The organism is Pseudomonas sp. FP1742 (assembly GCF_030687145.1).
GTDB lineage: Bacteria > Pseudomonadota > Gammaproteobacteria > Pseudomonadales > Pseudomonadaceae > Aquipseudomonas > Aquipseudomonas frederiksbergensis_D.
Genome location: NZ_CP117460.1, coordinates 4,622,923 through 4,646,691 on the forward strand (window position 1 = coordinate 4,622,923; position 23,769 = coordinate 4,646,691).

The 23,769-nt window shown below is 59.0% G+C and carries 21 protein-coding genes and 1 rRNA gene; 9 read left to right on the plus strand and 13 right to left on the minus strand.

Annotated elements, in window-relative coordinates; all coding sequences use genetic code 11:
* The first annotated feature begins 299 nt into the window (after nucleotides 1-299).
* Complete coding sequence (locus tag PSH64_RS20920; protein ID WP_105347693.1) at nucleotides 300-602, plus strand: hypothetical protein; 303 nt, start codon at nucleotides 300-302, stop codon at nucleotides 600-602.
* 290 nt (nucleotides 603-892) lie between these two features.
* On the plus strand, nucleotides 893-1,105 hold the full coding sequence (locus PSH64_RS20925; protein ID WP_003179963.1) for a cold-shock protein: 213 nt from the start codon (nucleotides 893-895) through the stop codon (nucleotides 1,103-1,105).
* A gap of 72 nt (nucleotides 1,106-1,177) precedes the next feature.
* On the opposite strand, the gene PSH64_RS20930 is transcribed toward PSH64_RS20925, so the two are convergent.
* Both PSH64_RS20930 and PSH64_RS20935 read right to left on the minus strand, forming a co-directional pair.
* Nucleotides 1,178-1,495, minus strand: coding sequence for an I78 family peptidase inhibitor (locus PSH64_RS20930; RefSeq protein WP_305478521.1), 318 nt, complete (start codon nucleotides 1,493-1,495; stop codon nucleotides 1,178-1,180).
* Between the two features lie 167 nt (nucleotides 1,496-1,662).
* Nucleotides 1,663-1,968 (minus strand): hypothetical protein, encoded by a 306-nt coding sequence (locus tag PSH64_RS20935; protein WP_305478522.1) that lies wholly within the window; start codon nucleotides 1,966-1,968, stop codon nucleotides 1,663-1,665.
* Between the two features lie 131 nt (nucleotides 1,969-2,099).
* Here PSH64_RS20935 and PSH64_RS20940 point away from each other — a divergent pair, with 131 nt between their 5' ends.
* Complete coding sequence (locus PSH64_RS20940; protein WP_007905889.1) at nucleotides 2,100-2,306, plus strand: hypothetical protein; 207 nt, start codon at nucleotides 2,100-2,102, stop codon at nucleotides 2,304-2,306.
* 39 nt (nucleotides 2,307-2,345) lie between these two features.
* On the opposite strand, the gene PSH64_RS20945 is transcribed toward PSH64_RS20940, so the two are convergent.
* The 8 genes from PSH64_RS20945 to PSH64_RS20980 form a co-directional block, all read right to left on the minus strand.
* Complete coding sequence (locus PSH64_RS20945) at nucleotides 2,346-3,374, minus strand: nucleoside hydrolase (RefSeq protein WP_105347687.1); 1,029 nt, start codon at nucleotides 3,372-3,374, stop codon at nucleotides 2,346-2,348.
* A gap of 33 nt (nucleotides 3,375-3,407) precedes the next feature.
* Nucleotides 3,408-3,812 carry a D-ribose pyranase gene (gene rbsD / locus PSH64_RS20950; protein WP_305478523.1) on the minus strand — a complete coding sequence of 135 codons (405 nt, stop codon included), beginning with the start codon at nucleotides 3,810-3,812 and terminating at the stop codon, nucleotides 3,408-3,410.
* On the minus strand, nucleotides 3,809-4,726 hold the full coding sequence (rbsK, locus tag PSH64_RS20955) for a ribokinase (protein ID WP_305478524.1): 918 nt from the start codon (nucleotides 4,724-4,726) through the stop codon (nucleotides 3,809-3,811). The genes rbsD and rbsK overlap by 4 nt, the downstream gene beginning before the upstream one ends.
* Nucleotides 4,727-4,784: 58 nt before the next feature.
* A complete protein-coding gene (locus tag PSH64_RS20960; protein WP_105347684.1) occupies nucleotides 4,785-5,804 on the minus strand; it encodes a LacI family DNA-binding transcriptional regulator in 1,020 nt (339 codons plus the stop codon).
* Between the two features lie 3 nt (nucleotides 5,805-5,807).
* Nucleotides 5,808-6,785 (minus strand): ABC transporter permease, encoded by a 978-nt coding sequence (locus PSH64_RS20965; RefSeq protein ID WP_007940220.1) that lies wholly within the window; start codon nucleotides 6,783-6,785, stop codon nucleotides 5,808-5,810.
* Complete coding sequence (locus PSH64_RS20970; protein WP_105347682.1) at nucleotides 6,782-8,335, minus strand: sugar ABC transporter ATP-binding protein; 1,554 nt, start codon at nucleotides 8,333-8,335, stop codon at nucleotides 6,782-6,784. Before PSH64_RS20970 ends, PSH64_RS20965 begins: the two co-directional genes overlap by 4 nt.
* Before the next feature lie 56 nt (nucleotides 8,336-8,391).
* Nucleotides 8,392-9,348 (minus strand): sugar ABC transporter substrate-binding protein, encoded by a 957-nt coding sequence (locus tag PSH64_RS20975; RefSeq protein ID WP_007940218.1) that lies wholly within the window; start codon nucleotides 9,346-9,348, stop codon nucleotides 8,392-8,394.
* Nucleotides 9,349-9,523: 175 nt separating this feature from the next.
* Nucleotides 9,524-9,976 carry a hypothetical protein gene (locus tag PSH64_RS20980; protein ID WP_305478525.1) on the minus strand — a complete coding sequence of 151 codons (453 nt, stop codon included), beginning with the start codon at nucleotides 9,974-9,976 and terminating at the stop codon, nucleotides 9,524-9,526.
* A gap of 336 nt (nucleotides 9,977-10,312) precedes the next feature.
* Between PSH64_RS20980 and PSH64_RS20985 the strand changes: the two genes are divergently transcribed.
* The 3 genes from PSH64_RS20985 (at nucleotide 10,313) to PSH64_RS20995 (ending at nucleotide 12,544) form a co-directional block, all read left to right on the plus strand.
* On the plus strand, nucleotides 10,313-11,401 hold the full coding sequence (locus PSH64_RS20985) for an asparaginase (protein WP_305478526.1): 1,089 nt from the start codon (nucleotides 10,313-10,315) through the stop codon (nucleotides 11,399-11,401).
* A 158-nt stretch (nucleotides 11,402-11,559) separates the two neighbouring features.
* Nucleotides 11,560-11,850: a DUF1654 domain-containing protein gene (locus tag PSH64_RS20990; RefSeq protein ID WP_305478527.1), complete on the plus strand. Its 291-nt coding sequence runs from the start codon at nucleotides 11,560-11,562 to the stop codon at nucleotides 11,848-11,850.
* A gap of 4 nt (nucleotides 11,851-11,854) precedes the next feature.
* A complete protein-coding gene (locus PSH64_RS20995; RefSeq protein WP_305478528.1) occupies nucleotides 11,855-12,544 on the plus strand; it encodes an endonuclease I family protein in 690 nt (229 codons plus the stop codon).
* Between the two features lie 100 nt (nucleotides 12,545-12,644).
* Here the strand turns inward: PSH64_RS20995 and PSH64_RS21000 are convergent, their stop codons facing one another.
* Nucleotides 12,645-14,108, minus strand: coding sequence for a glyceraldehyde-3-phosphate dehydrogenase (locus tag PSH64_RS21000; RefSeq protein WP_105348992.1), 1,464 nt, complete (start codon nucleotides 14,106-14,108; stop codon nucleotides 12,645-12,647).
* Between the two features lie 354 nt (nucleotides 14,109-14,462).
* Here PSH64_RS21000 and mfd point away from each other — a divergent pair, with 354 nt between their 5' ends.
* The 3 genes from mfd to PSH64_RS21015 are packed head-to-tail and all read left to right on the plus strand — an operon-like array spanning nucleotide 14,463 to nucleotide 21,195.
* Nucleotides 14,463-17,912, plus strand: coding sequence for a transcription-repair coupling factor (gene mfd / locus PSH64_RS21005; RefSeq protein ID WP_305478529.1), 3,450 nt, complete (start codon nucleotides 14,463-14,465; stop codon nucleotides 17,910-17,912).
* Nucleotides 17,913-17,922: 10 nt separating this feature from the next.
* Nucleotides 17,923-18,501: a CsiV family protein gene (locus tag PSH64_RS21010; RefSeq protein ID WP_305478530.1), complete on the plus strand. Its 579-nt coding sequence runs from the start codon at nucleotides 17,923-17,925 to the stop codon at nucleotides 18,499-18,501.
* Between the two features lie 3 nt (nucleotides 18,502-18,504).
* Entirely contained in the window at nucleotides 18,505-21,195 is a 2,691-nt protein-coding gene (locus PSH64_RS21015; protein ID WP_305478531.1) for a DEAD/DEAH box helicase, read from the plus strand.
* A gap of 248 nt (nucleotides 21,196-21,443) precedes the next feature.
* Here PSH64_RS21015 and mrdA read toward each other — a convergent pair whose 3' ends face one another.
* Together mrdA and rrf are read right to left on the minus strand one after the other, a co-directional pair.
* A complete protein-coding gene (mrdA, locus tag PSH64_RS21020; RefSeq protein WP_105349003.1) occupies nucleotides 21,444-23,336 on the minus strand; it encodes a penicillin-binding protein 2 in 1,893 nt (630 codons plus the stop codon).
* A gap of 241 nt (nucleotides 23,337-23,577) precedes the next feature.
* A 5S ribosomal RNA gene (gene rrf, locus PSH64_RS21025) occupies nucleotides 23,578-23,693 on the minus strand.
* Nucleotides 23,694-23,769 lie beyond the last annotated feature (76 nt).

The window sequence follows — 23,769 nt, forward strand, 5'->3', positions numbered from 1 at the left end:
AGGCCATTCAATAACGAACGCCTGCCTTACAGCGGCAGGAGCCTTGCGGCCAACCGGAAAACCGAACCAGAGTGACTGGGATTCAAATCAGGGTTATTCGCGCATTTGCCGCTGCCGGGACTGAAGGTCATCCGGAGCCTGCTAACGCCCGAGCCAGGCATGCTAGCACAGATGAACGGTCATCGATGCACCCAGGTTTTCTGCCGGGGCAAATCAGGCTTTTTTATGCCAAAGTGCTGAACTTGAACCCCGCATCCCCCATCAGATAAAAGACATTGACCCGAAAGGAGCATCTCAGCATGCGTCTGAATCGTTTATTCGCAGTAGTCGCGCCCATCGTCCTGTTGCTGCCGCTGGCGGCCCATGCCGACTGGCCAAAGGGTGAGCGCGAGAAGTACATGGCTCAGTGCACCGAAGCGGCAACCCCACAGATCGGAGCTGCGGCAGCCAAATCACACTGCGCTTGCGGAGCCGATGCGATCAAATCCTACCCGGCCAGCGATATTCAATCGTTGATGGACAACAAGGCCAGCCCGGAACTGCAACAGAAGGCACTGGGCCAGATCGCCAAATGCAAGGCCAATCCACCGGCGAAAAAGTGAGGAAAAAGTCCTTTTGACTCGGCCCAACGCTGATAAAAAGTGACGGATTTCAGCTTTTTCGTACGATTTATGCAGGTTTTACAGCTTTTTTTATTGTCTTTACTTTTGGCTGAAAGCCTTTTAAAACGGGGCTTTCAGCCACACTGAGCAACAAAGAGAACGCGACTGTAGGGCAAACAGCACGTCCGGGGGGCTCCCAAAGCGAACATTTCGACTATGATACTCCGGTGTGCCCAGTTGGCCTGAGCAGCACAGTACTACTGAAAATATATGTTTCTTGGAGATACACCATGTCTAATCGCCAAACCGGCACCGTTAAATGGTTCAACGATGAAAAAGGCTTCGGCTTCATCACTCCTCAAGGTGGCGGTGACGACCTGTTCGTACACTTCAAAGCTATCGAAAGCGACGGTTTCAAAAGCCTGAAAGAAGGCCAGACCGTTTCCTTCGTGGCTGAGAAAGGCCAAAAGGGTATGCAAGCTGCACAAGTTCGCCCAGAGTAATTTTCTGGCGCACTAAAAAAACCCCGTCCATGTGACGGGGTTTTTTATGGGCGAAACAAAAGCCTGAAGCAATCAGCCGCAGTTGACGCGGGTGATCACCAGATTGCTATCGGTGTTCAGGTTCAGGCGATCGGAGCGGTATTCCAGGGTTACCATGTCGTTGGGCTTGAGGAACCGGGCATTCTGCGCGCCTGCGCGGGTACGTGCCTGCTCCAGCAATTCGGGCGAAGCCTTTTTGCCAATGGTGAATTCGGCAGCCTTTGCTTCACAACGGCTATGGCCGGTGTCGGTCGCCACAGGGTCCGTTGCCGACTCGGTGGACGTGCTGCTGCAACCAGCCAGCAGCGTGGCGGCCAACAAAGTACCCAGTGACGCGAGCTTCCAAGGCATGAAGCCTCCTTTTTTCAATAAATTAAGCTGAGATCGTGCGACCACCATTTTGGCGTTTGGTTTCAAGGCGGGCGCTATCGCCCTGCCCTCGGTCCGGACAAGCGGCGAGTTTGCCTGAACATCCTCTTACCGTTCATCCCTCAATCGTGACTGAATATGAACAGCTCTCAATAGACGTCGATGTAGTCGAACGGCGGATTCGGCCAGTTCTCTTTCAGAGCATTGAAGATCTGCATGACCCAGACCTCGTCGCTGGCCGCGACCAATCCGACATAACCGGAACCCTTGGCCCAGGTCTCCAGGCGAAACAGCAACCCGTCGATGTCCGTACCGCCCACAATGCCCGATGAAATGTAGGCGATACCGCCCTTGGTGACCCGCAGCTGGGTGTGTTCATCGTCGCTGGCAGAAGCCAGTAGCTGACGCACCGCTTCGCAGGTCAAGCCGTCAGGAGTGTTCAAATCGATCTGCACAGCACGGTCCTTGAAAATTCGTCAAAGACCAAGTGTCGCATAGCCCTCCCCTCATGCCTAAGTCGGAGTGCCAAACGTCTCGCAAAATGGTTAACTCGACACTCAGACATCTCGATTTCACGAGCGCCATCATGACCACCGTAAGCATCGACGCCAACATCACCATCAAGTGGCCACAGGGCCACAGCTCTTACAGCCCGGGCAGCCCGGAAGAGTTGGCAATCATTGGCATCGATTTGCTGGTCAAGGAACTGGGGACACAAGCTGCCCAGACCTTCATCGCCCAGATACTCGAGAAATACCCCGCCGATTATATGGGCCTGACAGATAGCGAGTGAATGTAAAAACCCGCAGGCTGGCACCTGCGGGCCTATGACTTACTTCAAGCGAGCCAGGCGCTGGGTCAGCAGGTCGAAGAAGCCCTGAGCGTCACCATTTTCAACCCAGAAGGCATTTTTCGGTGCTTTCAGGCCGTCATACCAGTCGACGATGGTCTGACCAAAGGTCGGCCCTTCGCGGCTATCAACCACTACGTTGACCGAACGCCCGGTGAACAGCTCTGGCTTGAGCAGGTAAGCGATGACTGTGGCGTCATGCACCGGGCCACCCGGAATGCCGTAGTGCTCCATGTCGCCCTTGACGTATTCGTTGAGAATATCGCCCACCAGTTTGCTGGCATTGTTATCCAGTGCGGCGATCTGCTGCAGGCGCGCTTCACTGGTGAGGACCTTGTGGGTCACATCCAGCGGCAGATAGGTCAGCTTGACACCACTTTTCAGCACCACTTCGGCAGCCTGCGGGTCAGCGAAGAGATTGAATTCGGCCACCGGGGTGATGTTGCCGCCATTGAAGTGCGCACCGCCCATTATCACCACTTCCTTGATGCCCTGAACGATTTCAGGTTCCTGGATCAGCGCCAGGGCCAGGTTGGTCTGCGGGCCGAGCATGGCGATGGTGATGCTGTGGGGCTTGGCGGCTTTCAGGGTATCGATCAGGTAATTGACCGCATTGCCTTCGGCCAGGCCTTTCTTCGGCTCATGCACGGTGACACCGGACAGGCCTTCCTTGCCATGGATGTTCTCGGCATAGATCGGCGTGCGCATCAGCGGTTTCGGCGCGCCCGCGTACACCGGCACCTCCTCACGCCCCGCCCATTCACGGGCCAGACGCGCATTACGCGAGGTCTTGTCCAGACGCACGTTGCCAGCGACGGTGGTCAGCGCACGAATGTTCAGCTCTTCCGGCGATGCCAGGGCAAACAGCAAAGCGACCACATCATCAGCACCCGGGTCGGTGTCGATGATCAAGTCGATCTTTTCCGCCGCTTGGGCGCTTGTTGCGGTAATCAGGGACAAAAGCAGCAGACTCCGAAGCAGGTGATGCAGTTTCTGAGCATAGCGATGCATAGCGCACTCCTTGTGCGTGGGAAGAACGGGAAGTTAGAACGTTACGCCGGCCACCAAAACGATGTTGCAGTACGGCTGACATTCACCTGTACGAACAATCGCCCTCGCTTGTCGGCTGAGCGCCTTGAATTGTTCATGACTGATCAGCTCGCGCCGGCCAAGCGCACCTTCGGCATTCAGTTCATCCAGCACGCTTAAGGCCGACGGTTTTTTATCGAGAATTTCATGGGCCAGTACATGGCTTTCGACCTGCATTTCGCTGAGCACGACCTTCAAGGTACTGATGAAGTCCGGAATGCCGTGGGTCAAGGCCAGGTCGATCAATTCGACGCCGGGCGGTACCGGCAGGCCGGCATCGCCGATCACAACGATGTCGCCATGACCCAGGGATGCGATCAGCCGTGACAGCGCGATATTGAGCAAGGGTGTTTTTTTCATGGTGCTTTAAAGGCCTGTACATCGGACAAGGTGGGAATCGAAGGTTGTGCGCCGGCCCGGGTCACCGACAGCGCTGCGGCGACCTGACCGAAACGAATCGCCTCGACTTCGCTTTTACCGGTCGCCAGGGCTGCGGCGAAACCACCGACGAAAGTGTCGCCGGCCGCGGTGGTATCGACCGCCTTCACTTTCGGCGCCGGGAAATGCTCGAAATGTGCGCCGTCGGCGAACAGTGATCCCTGAGCGCCAAGGGTGATGATCACTTTACCGGCGCCCATGGCGATCAAACGGGTCGCGGCGGCTTCGGCGGTGCTCAGGGAGTCCACTGGCAAACCGCTCAGGGCCGAGGCTTCACTTTCGTTGGGAATCAGGTAATCGATGGCCGCATACCAATCCGCCGGCAGCGGGCGACTGGCGGGCGCCGGATTGAGGATCACGGTCTTGCCCAGCTCACGTCCGCGCTTCAGAGCATGACCGACTGTGGCATCCGGCACTTCCAGCTGACAGATGATGACATCCGCCGCTTGTAACACCCCGTCGAAACGGTCGACCACTTCGGGGGTCAACGCACCGTTGGCACCCGCAACAATCACGATCGCGTTCTGACTGTTGTCATCAACCACGATCAACGCCACACCGCTGGAATCTTCGACCGTACTGATCGCCCGGCAATCAATCTGCTCAGCCAACAACGCCCCGCGCAACGCTTCGCCATAAGCGTCGCTGCCCACGCAGCCGACCATCGACACCTGCGCTCCCAGCCGCGCCGCTGCCACGGCCTGGTTCGCGCCCTTGCCACCCGAAACCGTGGCAAACGATTTGCCGATCAGCGTTTCACCACCACGGGGCAGCCGTGGCGCCCGGGTCACCAGGTCCATGTTCAGGCTGCCTATTACCACTACTTTTGCTGGCATACGTCACTACTCATCAATTCTGTTTCGGCGATGCTTTTTGTCTAACGATGCTTTCGGCTCAACGGTATTGGGCAAACACACCCGCCAACGGCGCCGTCGATTCCCGCAGGACAATACTGGGCGTCACGATGCGCTGATCGGTCGCCAGATCCGGTGCCGCAATCCTGCGCAACAGCACCTCGGCCGCCATCTCGCCAAGTTGCAGAATCGACTGGCCTACGGTGGTCAGCGCCGGATAGACATAACGGCTCATCTGGATATCGTCGAAGCCGATCACCGACAGCTCGGTGGGCACACGAATATTGCGCTCGGCAGCAGCGCGCAACACACCGATGCCGATCATGTCGTTACCGGCGAAGATCGCGCTGGGCGGGTTCTTTTCCAGCAGGATCGCGGCGGCGTTGTAACCGCCGGTGCTGGTGAAATCGCTTTCCAGCATGCGCTCGCGCGGCACTTCGACACCCGCCTCCTTCAAGGCGCGGCAATAACCGGCCAGACGCATCTGCGCCACGCTGGTACTCGCCGGCCCACCTATCGTGGCAATGTCCCGATGCCCCAACTCCAACAGGTGCCGGGTCGCCAGATAGGCGCCATATTCGTGATCGATGCGCACCAGGTCCGCATCGACCCCTTCCAGGTCACGGTCGACGATCACCATCGGCGTACGCACGCCCGTCAGGCCTTCAGCCAGACCGCTGTCACCACCGGCCGAGGCAACGATCAAACCGTCGATGCGTTTTTCCAGCAGTACGCGAAGATAGCTGCGCTGCTTGTCCGGGTTATCGTCGGAATTGCAGAGAATGACGCAATAGCCATTGCGCTCGCAGTAATCCTCGATACCACGGGCCAGCTCGGCGAAGTACGGGTTGAGGCTGTTGGGTACCAGCAGGCCGATGGTCGCGGTGGTTTTCGCTTTCAATGAGCGGGCCACGGCGCTGGGTACATAGTCGAGGCTTTTGATCGCCGCCTCGACCTTGACCCGCACTTCCTCGCTGACCGGTCGCGTCTTGTTCACCACATGGGAAACCGTGGTGTAGGAAATACCCGCAAGTGCCGCTACATCCTTGATGGTTGCCATGACTCAGGTCCGCCGGCTTGCGCGCTGACTGCGATAAGTATCCAGCACCACCGCCACCACGATAACCGCACCGGTGATGATGCGTTTGGTTGGCTCGGTCGCGCCGATCTGCGCCAGACCGGCCGCCAGCACGGAGATGATCAGTACACCGAAGAACGTGCTGATCACCGAACCGCGCCCGCCCATCAGGCTGGTGCCGCCGATCACCACCGCGGCGATCACTTGCAGTTCCAGACCGGAGCCGGCATTCGGGTCCGCCGCTTCCAGGCGAGAAATCTGAAACAGCGCAGCAATACCGGCCAGTAATCCCATCAGACTGAAGACCAGAATCTTGTAGGGCTTCGGATTGATCCCCGCCAGACGCACCGCTTCCTCGTTGGTGCCGATGCCGATCAGGTAACGACCGAACACCGTACGCGTCAGTACAGCCTGCGCAATGAAGATAATCAGCAAGGCGATGATGAACGATGGCGAGATGCCGAATGCGATCGGATTGGACAGCCAGGCGAAGGCATCACCGATATAGGCGGTGCGCGAACCGGTCATCTGGTACGCCAGCCCCCGCGCCATTTCCAGCACACCGAGGGACACGATGAATGACGGAATCCGCCAGGCCACGGTAATCGAACCGGTGATAGTGCCCGCCAGTGCCGCGGCGCCCATTCCCAGCAACGCTGCCGGCAGCACGCTCCAGCCCCAGCCGAGAATCGCCACGCTGACTGTCGACGCCGCCAGCGCCAGCACCGAACCCACCGACAAATCGATGCCGCCGATGATCAATACGAAGGTCATGCCCACCGCCAGCACCATCAGATCGGGAATCTGGTTGGCCAGGGTGCTGAAGGTGTCGTAAGACAGGAAATGGCTGCTCAACACAGAGAACAGCGCGACCATCGCCAGCAAGGCACCGGCCAGGCCCAGGTAAGTGCCGAGGCCGTAAAAATTGCCACTACGTTTGCCGACCAGAGTTGCAGTATTCATGGAAGATCCCTAGGCGCTGCTTCATTGAGCAACGCATCACGTTTTTGGTAGCCGGCGAACGCGGCGGCAAGCAAATCATCCTGGGTCCAGCTGTCGCGCTCGAAGGTCTCGATCAAACGCCCTGCCGACAGCACGCCGATGCGATCGCAGATCAGCATCAGTTCGCGCAGGTCGCTGGACACCACCACCAGTGCTTTGCCCTGACGGGTCAACTCACCGAGCAATGTATAGATGTCGAACTTGGCGCCGACGTCGATGCCTCGGGTCGGCTCGTCGAACAGCATCACCGTGCAGTCGCGTTCGAGCCAACGGCCGATCACCACTTTCTGCTGATTGCCGCCGGACAATTCCGAGACCAATTGCGTCGGGCTGGAGCTGCGAATGCGCATGGCGTCGATCTGACGCTGGGCCAGCGACATCTCGTCACCGTTGTTGACGAAGCCGCCGCTGGAAATCACCGGCATATTGCCCAAGGCAATGTTGGCGCTGATCGATTGCGTCAGCAGCAGGCCTTCGCCCTTGCGATCTTCAGTGATCAACGCAATGCCATGACCGACCGCGTCGGCCGGCGAACGAATATTCACCACCTGAGCCGGCGACCCCAGCGCGACGGTGCCGCTATCGGCCGTATCGGCACCGAAGATCAGGCGCAGCAACTCGGTGCGCCCTGCCCCGATCAAACCGGAGATCCCGAAAATCTCGCCGGCGCGCACTTCGAAGGACACATCGCGAACCTTGTCGGAACGGGTCAGCCCTTTGACCGTCAAGGCCGGAGCACCGATATTGCGCGGGCCCATGTCGATGTGCTCGCCCAGCTCACGGCCGACCATCAGGGTGACCAGTTGCTCGCTGTTGTAATTGGCCATCGGCTCGACACAGACCAGGTTACCGTCGCGCAATACCGCGATGCGCTGGGCCACCCGTGCCAGCTCTTCGAGGCGGTGGGAAATGTAGATGATCGACACGCCGCGCGCCTGCAGGCGAGTGATCTGTTCGAACAGCATTTCGACTTCACGGGCCGTCAGCATTGCCGTTGGCTCGTCGAGGATCAACACGTGGCAATCGCCAATCAGGTTGCGGGCGATCTCCACCATTTGTTGGTGGCCGATACCCAGCTCGCCGACCAGGGTATCCGGGTCGATGGCGTCGAGGCCGACCTGAGCCATGGCCTCGATCGCCGCCCGGCGCAATTGCTTGCGACTGATCCAGCCGCCGTGGCTGGGCAGGTTGTCGAGGAACAGGTTTTCCGCCACAGACAACGTCGGTAACAGATTGAGTTCTTGCATGACCATGCGGATGCCCAGCTCTTCGGCCTGGCTGCGGCTGCCGGGGCGGTAATCCTGCCCCTGGAATTGCATCTGGCCGGTGGTCGGCGTGACCAGTCCGCCAATGATTTTCGACAGCGTACTTTTGCCGGCGCCATTCTCGCCAGTCAGCGCCAGCACTTCGCCGCGCATCAGCGTCAGGTCGATGCCGGTCAGGACAGGTTGGGCGTAGGTCTTACCGATACCGCTGACCGAGAGGACAGCGTTCGGGGCGGAAACTGACATAAAAACTCTCCATGTGCTCGCCCCAAGAGGCGAGCACCGTTGTGTCGCCAGAAAGACTACTTGGTAACCAGCTCTACCGGAGTTTCGATGACGCCGTTGGCGCCGCTATCGACTTTCTCGCCTTTGATGATTTTCAACGCGGTCTCGATACCGAACACCGCTTGCCGGGCAGCAAACTGGTCGGCGGTGGCCAGGACGCGACCGTCCTTGAGCATTGGCTTGATCGCATTGATGTTGTCATAACCGACCACTTGCACCTTGCCGGCCTTGCCTGCGGCACGTACGGCGGAAACCGCGCCGACCGCCATGCTGTCGTTGCCAGCCAACAATGCCTTGATGTTCGGGTATTCGCTGAGCATCGACGAGGCCACCTTGCCGCCCTTGTCGATTTCCCAATCGCCGGACTGCAGCGACACGACCTTGATCTGCGCCGCTTCCATCGCATCCTTGAAGCCGGCAGTGCGCTGCTGGGCATTGGTGGTGGTGGAAACGCCTTCGATGATGCCGACTTCGTCACCGGCCTTCAGTTCCTTGGCCAGGTATTCACCCACCAGACGCGCGCCTTTGCGGTTGTCCGGACCTACGAATGGAACGGTGATGTTTTTGCTTTTGACCACGGCCGGGTCCAGCTGGTTATCGATGTTGATCACGGTGATGCCGGCATCGACTGCTTTCTTGATGACCGGGACCATGGCCTTGGAGTCTGCCGGAGCGATGACCAGTGCGTTGACCTTGGACAGGATCATTTGCTCGACGATGCGCGTCTGGCCGGCCGTGTCCGTTTCGTCCTTGATGCCGTTGGAGATCAGCTCGAAGTCGCCGGAGTGGTCTTTCTGGTAGGCCTTGGCGCCGTCTTCCATGGTCAGGAAGAACTCGTTGGCCAAGGATTTCATGACCAGCGCGACTTTAGGTTTTTCAGGGGTTGCGGCGAATGCCGAAGAGACAGGCAACGCGGCGGATGCGGCAGCCAGCATAGCGACAGCGAGAAGACGTCCAGCGAATGGCAACTTCATGGGTTCACTCCGATCTTATGATTATTCTGAGCAACGCTTGCGCTGGCTCATCAATGATCAACCCATCGATGGCGACCGCGCAAACGTTTGCGTAGACCGAACTATGCGAACCCTGTCGAGATTTGTCAACGACCTGTTCTGTGTCTTCGTTGGCAAAAACCAACCCGTTTTTTTATCACGCCGTGGTGTTGACCAGACCGCCACCGCTGGAATCCTTGGCCAGTTCCTTGACCAGATTGCCGGTCACTTGCGCCAGTGCAGCGCTGGTATCGGCGATTTGCCCCTGGATCGTCATGACTGCGCTGGCCTTGGCTTCCGGGGTCGAATAATTCGCCGCCTGAGCGGCCGCCAGTTGCTGCTGCTGTTCGCGCAGTTGTTGCTGCAGTTCCTGCATGCGCTTGAGCAATACCTGCACCGCAATACTCTGACTGCTGGTTTTCTCGGATTTGCTTTCGCTCTGAGCCGCCGCGCCGCCACCGGTTCTGACCTGATTGTCGTCGCCCTGCTCTTCGCCCAACGCCTGGGCCGAGGCGTCGGATGTCGCCTCGCTCAAGTCGCTGATGGTCGCCGGGGATTTGCCCCCGATAGTGATTGCGCCTGCATTTGCAAAACCGACAGTAAACGACATGTGAACTCCTGAAAAAATAGATCCTTTAAAGGAGCATCGACCTGTGCGGGGTTTTCTTTAGCACCGATTTTCGATTTTGCAAGGCGACCTTCTCAATGAAGGTCGGTGAGCCGAACGTAAAGGCTGAACATATTCGGAAACCCGGACAGCCAGGCGCGAAGTGTCGCCAGCCACGGCAACAATATTGATAAAAATCATCAGGTTAAAAGATCACCTTCTCCAGCGTCCGACTGGTACAGATCCTGCTATTCCTCTCCACCCCCGGCGTTCAGATCTGCCTGGGGCGCTTCTAGATGAACCTGCATCCGCACCGTCTCACTACAAGAGAAAACAATAATGAAATCTGCCTTCAACACTTTTATTCCGGGCGCTTTGGCCCTGCTTATGCTTCTGCCTGTCGCCCTTCAGGCAAAAGAAGCCGAAACCCAACAGAAACTGGCGAACGTGGTGATCCTGGCCACCGGCGGCACCATTGCCGGCGCGGGCGCCAGCGCCGCCAACAGCGCCACCTATCAAGCGGCGAAAGTCGGTATCGAACAATTGATCGCAGGGGTTCCGCAACTGAGCCAATTGGCCAACGTTCGCGGCGAACAAGTCATGCAGATCGCGTCCGAAAGCATCACCAACGACAACCTGCTGCAACTGGGGCGTCGGGTGGCTGAACTGGCCGACAGCAAAGACGTCGATGGCATTGTCATCACCCACGGCACCGACACCCTGGAAGAAACCGCTTACTTCCTCAACCTGGTGGAAAAAACCGACAAGCCAATCATCGTCGTCGGCTCCATGCGCCCAGGCACCGCCATGTCGGCCGACGGCATGCTGAACCTGTACAACGCCGTCGCCGTGGCCAGCAGCAAAGACGCGCGCGGCAAAGGCGTACTGGTGACCATGAACGATGAAATCCAGTCGGGTCGCGATGTGAGCAAAATGATCAACATCAAGACCGAGGCGTTCAAAAGCGCCTGGGGCCCTTTGGGGATGGTGGTCGAAGGCAAGTCCTACTGGTTCCGTCTGCCAGCCAAGCGCCACACCATGGACTCGGAATTCGACATCAAAACCATCAAGAGCCTGCCTGACGTGGAAATTGCCTACTCCTATGGCAATGTCAGCGACACCGCCTACAAAGCCCTGGCTCAATCAGGCGCCAAAGCCATCATCCATGCCGGCACCGGTAATGGCTCGGTCTCATCCCGCGTGGTCCCTGCCCTGCAGGCCTTGCGCAAGGACGGCGTGCAAATCATTCGCTCTTCCCACGTCAACGCCGGTGGTTTCGTCCTGCGTAACGCCGAACAGCCTGACGATAAGTACGACTGGGTTGTGGCTAACGACCTGAACCCGCAAAAAGCCCGCATCCTGGCCATGGTCGCACTGACCAAGACCAACGACAGCAAAGAGCTGCAACGGATGTACTGGGAATACTGATTCACCCTCGCCCGACCTGCTCCGGTCGGGCACCGCTGTCACCACTCGCCAGCCCCGGCGAGTGGTTCACGACCCTTGCGATAAAACTCCCATCGTCCTACACCAAACGGAAAAAACCGCTGTCAGAGGATTTTCTTGAATTTTAAGCAGTTGCGAAAATGCCTACAGTTAAATACTGTATGCACGTACAGCTTAATAAGGATAACTCCGTGGCCACTACTTCCGCCCCTCCTGACGCTTACGAACGCCTGGGTATGCGCGTTCAGAAAATCATTAATTCCCCCACCGCCCAGAAAGCCAAAGCTGCGCTGATCTTCCGCCTACCGGACGAACCCGTGGATGAGTGGGAGCGCTTGCTCGAGGAAATCGACGAGAACGACAACGTCACCCTCGCCCATCGCGACGATGGCGGTGTGCAGATTTTCTGGGTTGTGCCGAAGGAAGATTGAGTCAATGAGCGTCCGCTGGCTTGCTTTACTGCTTCTGCTCATCACCCTCGGCGCCCAGGCTGGCGCTCCACGCACCTTCAACGAAGCCAAGAAAGTCGCCTGGACGCTGTACGCCCCGCAATCCACCGAGTTCTACTGCGGCTGCAAATACACCGGCAACCGCGTGGACCTCGCCGCCTGCGGTTATGTGCCACGCAAAAATGCCAAGCGCGCCTCGCGCATCGAGTGGGAACACATTGTTCCTGCCTGGCAGATCGGCCATCAGCGTCGGTGCTGGCAACAAGGCGGGCGCAAGAACTGCACGCGCTACGACTCGACGTATCAAAAAGCCGAGGCCGACCTGCATAACCTGGTACCCAGCATCGGCGAGGTGAATGGCGATCGGAGTAATTTCAGTTTTGGCTGGCTGCCCGCGCAGTCAGGTCAATATGGCTCGTGCCTGACGCAGATCGACTTCAAGGCGAAGAAGGTCATGCCCCGCCCTTCCATTCGCGGCATGATCGCCCGGACGTATTTCTACATGAGCAAGCAGTATGGCCTGCGTCTTTCGAAGCAGGATCGGCAATTGTATGAAGCCTGGAACAAGACCTATCCGGTTCAGGCCTGGGAACGCCAGCGCAACCAGAGCGTGGCGTGCGTGATGGGCCGTGGCAACGAATTTGTCGGCCCCGTCGACATGAAGGCCTGCGGCTGACCGGTTGCCGGGACTTGCTCCCAACCGATTACGCCCTCGCCGGGCGCACAAACAAAAACGCCCCGACCGAAGTCGGGGCGTTTTCATGTGCGGCTAAGGTTTAGCGCGGGAATGCTGGCGGGTTTACACCGGCCATATCTTCCATCACGCGAACTACCTGGCAGCTGTAACCGAATTCGTTGTCGTACCAGACGTACAGAACAACGCGGTTGTCGTTGCAGATGGTCGCTTCAGCGTCCACTACGCCTGCGTGGCGCGAGCCCACGAAGTCGGTGGAAACCACTTCCTGCGAGTTGACGAAATCGATTTGCTTATGCAGATCGGAGTGCAGCGCCATGTAGCGCAGGTACTCGTTCATCTCTTCACGGGTGGTGGCTTTCTCAAGGTTCAGGTTGAGAATGGCCATCGACACGTTTGGCGTCGGAACGCGAATCGCGTTACCGGTCAGCTTGCCGGCCAGTTCAGGCAGCGCCTTGGCGGCGGCAGTCGCAGCACCGGTCTCGGTGATGACCATGTTCAACGCGGCGCTACGGCCACGACGATTGCCTTTGTGGAAGTTGTCGATCAGGTTCTGGTCGTTGGTGTACGAGTGAACCGTTTCAACGTGGCCGTTGACGATGCCGAACTTGTCGTTGACAGCTTTCAGTACCGGCACGATGGCGTTGGTGGTGCAGGAAGCGGCGGAAACGATCTTGTCATCAGCGGTGATTTCACCGTGGTTGATGCCGTGAACGATGTTCTTCAGCTTGCCTTTGCCAGGCGCAGTCAGAACGACGCGATCGATACCCGGGCAGGCCAGGTGCTGGCCCAGGCCGTCGGCATCACGCCACACACCGGTGTTGTCCACCAGCAGCGCATCTTTGATGCCGTACTGGGTGTAGTCCACTTCAGTCGGGTTCTTCGCGTAGATAACCTGGATCAGGTTGCCGTTGGCGGTGATGGTGTTGTTGGCTTCATCAATGGTGATGGTGCCGTTGAACGAACCGTGCACCGAGTCGCGACGCAGCAGGCTGGCACGCTTGACCAGATCGTTCTCGGCGCCCTTGCGGACAACGATGGCGCGCAGACGCAGGCCGTCGCCACCACCGGTTTTCTCGATCAGGATGCGCGCCAGCAGACGACCGATACGACCGAAGCCGTACAGGACAACGTCGGTGCCGGTACGACCGGAACCATTCTGCTTGCCGACCACATCAGCCAGCTCGTCACGGACGAACGCTTCAGCGGTACGGCCATTGCCTTCGGCCTTGAACTTGACGGCCAACTTGCCCAGATCTACCGAAGCAGCGCCGAGCTTGAGCTCGCTCATTGCCTTGAGCAGCGGGAATGTTTCGTGGACGGACAATTCGCTGTCATCGGACTGGCGATGGCGAGCAAAGCGGTGAGCTTTGAGAATCGCGATGACAGACTGGTTGATCAGACTGCGGCCATAGATCGAGCTCACCACGTTGTTATTGCGGTAGAGCTGACCGATAAGCGGAATCATCGCTTCTGCGAGTGCTTCACGGTCGATCCATTCACCAAGACACTGGTCGGGCTTCTGAGTCACGGGAACCTTCCACATGTAGGGGCAGAAAAAAGGGGCTACATTATGCCGCCGAGAGCCTCCCGTAGCAATGCGCGCCTGTCGCACGAGCGGTAACAAAATTCCGTTCAAAAAAATCACGCCCCGCGCCAGCCCAGTAAATACGGGGCTTTCAGCACAGTCAATTTTTCGACGATAACGCCACAGTGTCCGTAACCCTCCGTAACACTGGGCGGTTTTGGCACTACATTTTCAGTATTAAATCGCCAGTTTTTGTCATTACCACTACATTTTGCTCAACCTGTGTATATAGACACAGTCTGCAACTGACAGCCGGCACCCGAGACCGTTACAATTACCGACTTTGTCGCAACGCTTGGAGCTCAACCTTCCGTGCCCGTTCTGCGTCTACCGCTTCTCCCTGCCGCGGCAGGTAAACAGCACTGGGGCAACCTGCCCGGTGCCGCCTTGAGCCTGGCCATCGCCGAGGCCGCCAGCGCTGCCAAGCGCTTTACCCTGCTACTGACCGCCGACAGCCAGAGTGCCGAACGGCTGGAACAGGAGCTGAGTTTCTTCGCCCCGGATTTGCCTGTTCTGCACTTCCCCGACTGGGAAACCCTGCCCTACGACCTGTTCTCGCCACACCAGGACATCATTTCCCAGCGCATTTCCAGCCTGTATCGGTTACCGGAGCTGGCACATGGCGTTCTGGTCGTGCCGATCACCACGGCCCTGCACCGCCTGGCACCGACCAAATTCCTGCTCGGCAGCAGCCTGGTGCTGGATGTCGGCCAGAAACTCGATGTCGAGCAGATGCGCACCCGGCTTGAGGCCACCGGTTATCGCTACGTCGATACCGTGTACGAGCATGGCGAATTCACCGTGCGCGGCTCGCTGATCGACCTGTTCCCAATGGGCAGCAAGCTGCCTTATCGCATCGACCTGTTCGACGACGAAATCGAGACCCTGCGCACTTTCGACCCGGAAAACCAGCGTTCCATCGACAAGGTCGACTCGGTCAAGCTGTTACCGGCCAAGGAATTCCCGCTGGAGAAAGAAGCCGTCACCCGCTTCAAGGCGCGCTTCCGCGAGCGCTTCGATGTCGACTTCCGCCGCTGCCCGATCTTCCAGGACCTGAACAGCGGGATTACCCCGGCGGGCATCGAGTACTACCTGCCGCTGTTCTTCGAGGAAACTTCCACACTGTTCGATTACCTGCCCCAGGACACGCAAGTGTTTTCCCTGCCCGGCATCGAACAGGCGGCGGAGAACTTCTGGAACGATGTGCGCAATCGCTATGAAGAGCGTCGCGTCGACCCATCCCGTCCTTTATTGCCACCGGCCGAGCTGTTCTTGCCGGTGGAAGACTGCTTTGCGCGCCTGAAGAGCTGGCCCCGTGTGGTGGCCAGTCAACAGGACGTCGAAACCGGTGTCGGTCGCGAGCGCTTCCCGGCTCAGCCGTTGCCGAACCTGGCCATCGAAGCCAAGGCCACTCAGCCGTTGGCCGCGCTGGCCAGTTTCCTCGATGAATTTCCCGGTCGCGTGCTGTTTACCGCCGAGTCCGCGGGTCGTCGCGAAGTGCTGCTGGAATTGCTCGAACGCTTGAAGCTGCGACCGAAAACCGTCGACAGCTGGCCGGACTTTGTCGCCGGCAAAGAGCGTCTGGCGATCACCATTGCGCCGCTCGACGAAGGCTTGTTGCTGGACGATCCAGCCCTGGCCCTGATCGCCGAAAGCCCGTTGTTCGGTCAGCGCGTGATGCAGCGCCGTCGCCGCGAGAAACGCGCCGACGCCAACAATGATGCCGTGATCAAAAACCTCACCGAGCTGCGCGAAGGCGCGCCGGTGGTGCACATCGATCACGGCGTCGGGCGTTATCTGGGGCTGACGATCCTGGAAATCGACAACCAGGCCGCCGAGTTCCTGACCCTCGAATACGCCGAAGGCGCCAAGCTGTACGTGCCGGTGGCCAACCTGCACCTGATCGCCCGCTACACCGGCAGCGACGATGCCTTGGCCCCGCTGCACCGCCTCGGCTCCGAGACCTGGCAGAAAGCCAAGCGCAAAGCCGCCGAACAGGTGCGCGACGTGGCTGCCGAATTGCTTGATATCTATGCCCGCCGCGCCGCTCGCGAGGGTTATGCCTTCGCTGACCCGAAAGCCGATTACGCGACCTTCAGCGCCGGCTTCCCGTTCGAAGAGACCCCGGACCAGCAAACCACCATCGAGGCGGTGCGCGAAGACATGCTCGCGCCGAAACCGATGGATCGTCTGGTCTGCGGCGACGTCGGTTTCGGCAAGACCGAAGTGGCCATGCGCGCGGCATTCATCGCGGTGCATGGCGGTCGTCAGGTGGCGATTCTGGTGCCGACCACCCTGCTCGCCCAGCAACACTACAACAGCTTCCGCGACCGCTTTGCCGACTGGCCGGTGACCGTGGAAGTGATGAGCCGCTTCAAGTCGGCCAAGGAAGTGAACGCAGCGGTTGCGGACCTGGCCGAAGGCAAGATCGACATCGTCATCGGCACGCACAAGCTGCTGCAAGACGACGTAAAAATCAAAAACCTGGGGCTGGTGATCATCGACGAAGAGCACCGTTTCGGTGTCCGTCAGAAAGAACAGCTCAAGGCTCTGCGCAGTGAAGTCGACATCCTGACGCTGACTGCCACGCCGATCCCGCGCACGCTGAACATGGCGGTGTCGGGCATGCGCGACCTGTCGATCATCGCCACCCCACCGGCCCGTCGTTTGTCGGTGCGCACCTTCGTCATGGAGCAGAACAAGAGCACGGTCAAAGAGGCCCTGCTGCGTGAGTTGCTGCGTGGTGGTCAGGTCTACTACCTGCACAACGATGTGAAGACCATCGAGAAATGCGCCGCCGACCTCGCCGAACTGGTGCCGGAAGCGCGGATCGGCATCGGCCATGGGCAGATGCGCGAACGTGAACTCGAACAGGTGATGAGCGACTTCTACCACAAGCGCTTCAACGTGCTGATCGCCTCGACCATCATCGAGACCGGCATCGACGTGCCGAGCGCCAACACCATCATCATCGAGCGCGCCGACAAGTTCGGCCTGGCCCAGTTGCACCAGTTGCGTGGCCGGGTCGGTCGCAGCCACCACCAGGCGTATGCTTACCTGCTGACACCGCCGCGCCAGCAAATCACTCCCGACGCGGAAAAGCGCCTGGAAGCGATCGCCAACACCCAGGACCTCGGCGCGGGCTTCGTGCTCGCCACCAACGACCTGGAAATCCGTGGCGCCGGTGAACTGCTGGGTGATGGCCAGAGTGGGCAGATCCAGGCCGTCGGCTTCACGCTGTACATGGAAATGCTCGAGCGCGCGGTGAAGTCGATCCGCAAGGGCGAACAGCCGAACCTCGATCAACCGCTGGGTGGCGGCCCGGAAGTCAATCTGCGTGTACCGGCGCTGATTCCCGAGGACTACCTGCCGGACGTCCATGCCCGGCTGATCCTCTACAAACGCATTGCCTCGGCCACTGATGAAGAAGGTCTCAAGGACCTGCAAGTGGAGATGATCGACCGTTTCGGCCTGTTGCCGGAGCCAACCAAGAACCTGGTGCGGATCACGGCGCTGAAACTGCAGGCCGAACAACTGGGCATCAAGAAAGTCGACGGCGGCCCGCAAGGCGGTCGTATCGAGTTCGCGGCACAGACCCCGGTCGACCCGCTGACACTGATCAAACTGATCCAGAGCCAGCCCAAACGCTACAAATTCGAAGGCGCCACGATGTTCAAGTTCCTCGTGCCGATGGAGCGCCCCGAAGAACGCTTTAATACTGTAGAGGCGCTATTCGAGCGCCTCATTCCGACCACTGCTTGAAGGACGCCGCATGCGCCTGTTTCGCTCACTGACCTTGTTGATGACGTTGTTGATGTCGTTGCTCGCCTCGACGGCGTTCGCTGATGATCTGTATCAGGTTGAAATGATTCTGGTACGGCAAAATGCCGTGCCCGCCATCGTCAGTCGCGCCGCGCCAGAAGACTGGGCTGCCGGCGCCCAACGCATCAGCCCCGACAGCTTTCGTACGCCGAGCCTGAACGCCGAAGTGGAAAAACTCACCGCCAGCAGTGACTACACGGTATTGCTGCACAAGGCCTGGCAACAGAACCTGGGTGAGTCAGCCAGCAAAGTCGCGATCAGCGAGGGCAAGGAACAGTTTGGCCAGTTCCCCATCGAAGGCACGCTGAATCTGAAACTGGGGCGCTTCACCGACGTCGACGCCGACTTCTGGGTCAACCGGATTGACGCCAACGGCATGGTCACGGCCAGCGAACGCCTGAAGCAGGAAAGCCACACCAAGAACGGCCAGTTGAACTTCCTCGACAATGGCCACCTGGGCCTGCTGATCAAGATCACCTCGCTGACCGCCCCCGCACCTCGGCCAGTCCCCGACGTAATTCCGGACTGATTGATGCCCCCGCCCCTGAGCAAACCCCTGGCAACATCCTGGGTCAGCCGATTCAAGGAACAGAGCCTGGAGCGTGGCCGTCGCTACGCGCTGGAGAACCGCGTCAGGATCGTCGAAGTCGGCGATGCCACCATTACCGCCAGTTGCGAAGGTTCTGGCGGTAACGTTTACCGTCAGACCATTCGCCTGCGCGAGTCGGCCAAAGGCACTTTGCTGATGATCGACGCCACATGCACTTGCCCGGTTCACAGCAACTGCAAACATTGCGCGGCGGTGTTGCTGCAAGTACAGGAAACCCTTGCCTATCCGGCCGCGGCAAAAGACGCCGAGCTGCTGGAAAAACTGCAGGCCGTGCTGGAAAACCGTAGCCCGAAAGCGCCGCCACAAGTGCTGGTGGACAATGTGCAACCGGTACCGCGCCTGTGGCTGGCGAGCATCGAATTCAGCGCCTTTGAACCGCGCAACGGCAAGATGCAGCGTTATATCCAGCATCGCGCGGCGCTGTCATTCAGCTATCTGGACGAATACGTCAGCGGACAGAAAAACGCTGACATCCTGATTCGTCAGGAGACACAGACGCTGCGGATAAAACGTCACCCGGAAGTCGAACAGACCTACAGGGAACAGCTGCGAATCCTCGGTTTCAAAGTCGCCACCCGACAAAGCAAGGCCTTGCCGGAAAGTGCCGGCGAACTCTACGAGATGGTTAACGACAGCGCCTGGCTGACTTTCACCCTCAACGAACTGTCGAAGTTGCGCACTCAGGGCTGGGAGTTGCAGATCGACGAGGACTTCGGTTTCGACCTGACCGCCGTGGACGACTGGTACGCCACCGTCGAGCAGGCACCGGAACGCGACTGGTTCGACCTGGAACTGGGGATCATCGTCAACGGCGAACGCCTGAGCCTGCTGCCGATCCTGTTGAACCTGATGCGCTCCCATACCGAGATCCTCAACCCGGAACGGCTCGCCCGGCGTCGCGACGACGAACTGATCCTGGTGAACATTCCGCAACGCCGCGGCACCGACCAGGGCCCGTTGCAGGTCGCCCTGCCTCTAGGCCGCTTGAAACCGGTGCTGGCCACCCTCGGCGAGTTTTATTTACAGGAGCCCGGCGAAACCACGCTACGGCTGAGCAAGGCCGATGCCACGCGTTTGAACCCGCTGGAAGGCTTGCCGTTGCTCTGGGAAGGTGGCGAGCAGATCCGCACCTTTGCCCAACGCCTGCGCGACATCAAGGACCATACCGCCGCCGCGCCCGAAGGCTTGAATGCCACCTTGCGCCCGTATCAGCTCGAAGGCCTGAGCTGGATGCAGTCGTTGCGACAACTGGAAGTCGGCGGGATTCTCGCGGACGACATGGGCCTGGGTAAAACCCTACAAACCCTGGCGCATATTCTCAGCGAGAAGAATGCCGGGCGCCTCGATCGGCCGTGCATGGTGGTCATGCCCACCAGCCTGATTCCCAACTGGCTCGACGAAGCGGCGCATTTCACGCCACAGCTTAAAGTGCTGGCGCTGTACGGCATCAGTCGCAAAAAGCATTTCGATAATCTGGCCGATTACGACCTGATCCTGACCACCTATGCGCTGCTGCCCAAGGACGTCGAACGCCTGGCCGCACAGCCGTTGCACATACTGGTGCTGGATGAAGCGCAGTACATCAAGAACCCCAACAGCAAGGCCGCCCATGCCGCCCGTGAGCTGAATGCGCGCCAGCGGCTATGCCTGAGTGGCACGCCACTGGAAAACCATTTGGGCGAGCTGTGGTCGTTGTTCCACTTCCTGCTGCCGGGCTGGCTCGGTGACGTGAAAAGCTTCAACCGCGATTACCGCGTGCCGATAGAAAAGCGTGCCAGTGAAGTAAGACTTCAACACCTGAACGGTCGGATCAAACCGTTCCTGCTGCGCCGGACCAAGGAACAGGTGGCCACCGAGCTGCCACCGAAAACCGAGATCGTCCATTGGGTCGAACTCAACGAAGCCCAGCGCGATGTGTACGAAACCATGCGCCTGGCCATGGACAAGAAAGTCCGCGACGAGATCACCCGCAAAGGCGTGGCGCGCAGCCAGATCATCATTCTTGAGGCACTGCTGAAGCTGCGTCAGGTGTGCTGTGACTTACGCCTGGTCAACGATGCCGCCCTGCCCACTCGCGGCAGCACCTCGGGCAAACTCGATAGCCTGATGGAAATGCTTGAAGAGCTGTTCGAGGAAGGTCGGCGGATTCTGCTGTTCTCGCAGTTCACCTCAATGTTGTCGCTGATCGAGGACGAGCTGAACAAACGCGGCGTGGCGTATGCGATCCTGACCGGCCAGACCCGTGACCGGCGCACGCCGGTGAAGGAGTTCCAGAGCGGCAAGCGTCAGATCTTTCTGATCAGCCTGAAGGCTGGCGGTGTGGGCCTGAACCTGACCGAAGCGGATACGGTGATTCACTACGACCCCTGGTGGAACCCTGCGACGGAAAATCAGGCCACGGATCGCGCGTATCGCATTGGCCAGGAGAAGCCGGTGTTCGTCTACAAGATGATTGCCAGAGGCACGGTGGAAGAGAAGATTCAGCATCTGCAGAAAGAAAAATCCGATTTGGCCGCAGGCGTGCTGGATGGACGCAAGACCGGGGACTGGAAGTTGCAGAGCGATGATATCGAGGCGCTGTTTGCGCCGCTGCCGGAAAAAATTGATAAGTAGCAGGGATAGTCGGGTCGCGTTTATTCGGCTTTACCGGCCCGGGCAAGCACCGCGTTGAGCAGCACATCGGTGCCCTGCGCACGTCTTCGGCTTCGTTGTGGCTCAAGATAAGTATGACCCGGCTGGGATTCGATCAGAGTTAACGGCCTTCCAGACCAGATCGATGAGAGTCAGGCCGAAACCGTGTTCCTCGAAAGCTTCCAGCACATGCTCAGCATTCGTGAGCCTGTGCTGTGAAGCGTTGATCCTTAAACGTGAGGGTCACCCGGGGCTTTGCTTGGAGCGGCGTATTGCGGCTTCAGGTGGCCGTCCTGATCGAGTAACCAGGCATCCATGATTTGCCTTACCACAGGGCCGGCGACGCGACCACCGGCCTCGCCGTTTTCGATCATCACCGAGATGACAATCTTCGGATGTTCGGCCGGGGCAAAACCGACGAACAAGGCATTGTCGCGGTTGCGCTCAAGGGTTTTCGCCCGGTTGTAGCGCTCGCCCTGCTTGATCGCCACCACTTGCGCGGTACCGCTTTTGCCAGCAATGCGGTACTGGGCCCCCGCCGCTGCCGCCCGGGCAATCCCGCGCGCGTCGTGCATCACCATCTGCATGCCGTGGTTGACCTGCTCCCAGTCACGCGGATCCTTGAGCAGGATGTTCGGCATCGGATGCTCGTCCACCGGTGCGACACCGTCCACGGTCTTGGCCAGGTGCGGGCGATTCCACACGCCTTTGTTGGCAATCAGCGCGGTGGCCTGGGCCAGTTGCAGGGGGGTGACCTGCATGTAGCCCTGGCCGATGCCGAGGATCACTGTCTCGCCGGGGAACCATGCCTGACGGCGCGTGGCGCGCTTCCAGGCCTGGGACGGCATCAGACCGGGAGACTCTTCGAACATATCCAGCGAGACCTTCTCGCCAAGGCCGAACATCGCCATGTAGTCGTGCAGACGGTCGATGCCCAGTTTGTGGGCCAGATCGTAGAAGTAGGTGTCGTTTGAGCGCATGATCGCCGCGTCCATGTCCACCCAGCCATCGCCGCTGTGGTTCCAGTTACGGTACTTGTGATCGAAGTCCGGGAGTTGGTAATAACCCGGATCGAAGACACGGGTCTGCGGGGTGACCACCCCGGCGTCGAGGCCTGCGATTGCCACTTCCGGCTTGATGGTCGAGCCCGGCGCGTAGAGCCCGCGCAGTACTCGGTTGAACAGCGGCCTGTCGATGGAATCATGCAACGCCGCGTATTCCTTGAAGCTGATGCCGGTCACAAACAAATTCGGATCAAAACTTGGCTTGCTGACCATGGCCAACACTTCGCCAGTCGACGGATCGAGCGCGACCACCGAGCCACGACGATCGCCCAACGCCTCCTCGGCGGCTTCCTGAAGTTTGACGTCGAGGCTCAGGACGATGTTTTTGCCTGGGATCGGATCGGTGTGCTTGAGCACTCGCAGCACGCGGCCCTGGGCATTGGTTTCGACTTCTTCGTACCCCACATGGCCGTGCAATTCTGACTCGTAGAATTTCTCGATACCGGTCTTGCCGATGGATTGGGTGCCACGGTACTCGACCGTGTCCAGGGCTTTGGATTCTTTTTCGTTAATGCGACCGACGTAGCCGATCGAATGGGCAAAGTGCGCGCCCATGGGGTAGTGGCGAACGAACTGCGGCTCTACATCGATTCCAGGGAGACGGAACTCATTGACTGCAAGCACGGCGATCTGTTCTTCGCTGAGTTCATAGAACAGCGTGACCGGCACGAAGGGGTGCCTGGCCTGCTTCATCGCCTTGTCGAACAGCGTACGGTCCTCAGCCGGCAGATGCAGGAGGTTGACCACTTCATCCAGCTCTCCTTTGACATCGGAAGCGCGTTCGCGAGTGATGGTCAGGTTGAAGCTGGGCCGGTTGTCTGCCAGGAGCACACCATTGCGGTCGTAGATCAGCCCGCGAGTTGGAGTGATCGGCAGGACATGGACGCGGTTGTTTTCAGAGATCGTCGAGTGATAGTCAAACTCGACGACTTGCAGGACGTACATGCGCACCACCAGCGCGCAAGTAATGGCGGCGACGAACAAGGCGCACGCCATCAGTCTTTTGTTGACCAGGCGCGTCTCTTTTTCGTGGTCCTTGATCGGTATCGGTTCGGGCATTTCTGCAGCAACTCTTTGACTATAAACAGGGGTGCCGATCCGTAGGCTTGCAATCAGTCCGTTGAAACGAGCTGCACCATACCAAAAACGACGTGGTTTTTAGCGCGCTCCGCCGAAGTTTCACGAACGATGCGACCGTTACCAGGGATAGCCATCGGCCAGCCCTCTATTGCCAAAGTACTTTTCTGCGGACAAAACAAAACCCCTACCTGCATTCGCAGATAGGGGTTTCGGAATTTAATCTTGACGATGACCTACTCTCACATGGGGAAACCCCACACTACCATCGGCGATGCATCGTTTCACTGCTGAGTTCGGGATGGGATCAGGTGGTTCCAATGCTCTATGGTCGTCAAGAAATTCGGGTACCGAACCGTCTTTCGACGCTTCAGCAAATTGGGTATGCGATAGTTTGTGTGTTGCTCTCGAACTT

Excerpts from the sequence above, each read along its gene's own strand:
- PSH64_RS20920 (WP_105347693.1), top strand. The coding sequence starts at position 300 with ATGCGTCTGAATCGTTTATTCGCAGTAGTCGCGCCCATCGTCCTGTTG.
- PSH64_RS20925 (WP_003179963.1), top strand. The coding sequence starts at position 893 with ATGTCTAATCGCCAAACCGGCACCGTTAAATGGTTCAACGATGAAAAA.
- PSH64_RS20930 (WP_305478521.1), bottom strand. The coding sequence starts at position 1,495 with ATGCCTTGGAAGCTCGCGTCACTGGGTACTTTGTTGGCCGCCACGCTG.
- PSH64_RS20940 (WP_007905889.1), top strand. The coding sequence starts at position 2,100 with ATGACCACCGTAAGCATCGACGCCAACATCACCATCAAGTGGCCACAG.
- PSH64_RS20945 (WP_105347687.1), bottom strand. The coding sequence starts at position 3,374 with ATGCATCGCTATGCTCAGAAACTGCATCACCTGCTTCGGAGTCTGCTG.
- rbsD (WP_305478523.1), bottom strand. The coding sequence starts at position 3,812 with ATGAAAAAAACACCCTTGCTCAATATCGCGCTGTCACGGCTGATCGCA.
- rbsK (WP_305478524.1), bottom strand. The coding sequence starts at position 4,726 with ATGCCAGCAAAAGTAGTGGTAATAGGCAGCCTGAACATGGACCTGGTG.
- PSH64_RS20960 (WP_105347684.1), bottom strand. The coding sequence starts at position 5,804 with ATGGCAACCATCAAGGATGTAGCGGCACTTGCGGGTATTTCCTACACC.
- PSH64_RS20965 (WP_007940220.1), bottom strand. The coding sequence starts at position 6,785 with ATGAATACTGCAACTCTGGTCGGCAAACGTAGTGGCAATTTTTACGGC.
- PSH64_RS20970 (WP_105347682.1), bottom strand. The coding sequence starts at position 8,335 with ATGTCAGTTTCCGCCCCGAACGCTGTCCTCTCGGTCAGCGGTATCGGT.
- PSH64_RS20975 (WP_007940218.1), bottom strand. The coding sequence starts at position 9,348 with ATGAAGTTGCCATTCGCTGGACGTCTTCTCGCTGTCGCTATGCTGGCT.
- PSH64_RS20980 (WP_305478525.1), bottom strand. The coding sequence starts at position 9,976 with ATGTCGTTTACTGTCGGTTTTGCAAATGCAGGCGCAATCACTATCGGG.
- PSH64_RS20985 (WP_305478526.1), top strand. The coding sequence starts at position 10,313 with ATGAAATCTGCCTTCAACACTTTTATTCCGGGCGCTTTGGCCCTGCTT.
- PSH64_RS20990 (WP_305478527.1), top strand. The coding sequence starts at position 11,560 with ATGCCTACAGTTAAATACTGTATGCACGTACAGCTTAATAAGGATAAC.
- PSH64_RS20995 (WP_305478528.1), top strand. The coding sequence starts at position 11,855 with ATGAGCGTCCGCTGGCTTGCTTTACTGCTTCTGCTCATCACCCTCGGC.
- PSH64_RS21000 (WP_105348992.1), bottom strand. The coding sequence starts at position 14,108 with ATGTGGAAGGTTCCCGTGACTCAGAAGCCCGACCAGTGTCTTGGTGAA.
- PSH64_RS21010 (WP_305478530.1), top strand. The coding sequence starts at position 17,923 with ATGCGCCTGTTTCGCTCACTGACCTTGTTGATGACGTTGTTGATGTCG.
- PSH64_RS21015 (WP_305478531.1), top strand. The coding sequence starts at position 18,505 with ATGCCCCCGCCCCTGAGCAAACCCCTGGCAACATCCTGGGTCAGCCGA.
- mrdA (WP_105349003.1), bottom strand. The coding sequence starts at position 23,336 with ATGCCCGAACCGATACCGATCAAGGACCACGAAAAAGAGACGCGCCTG.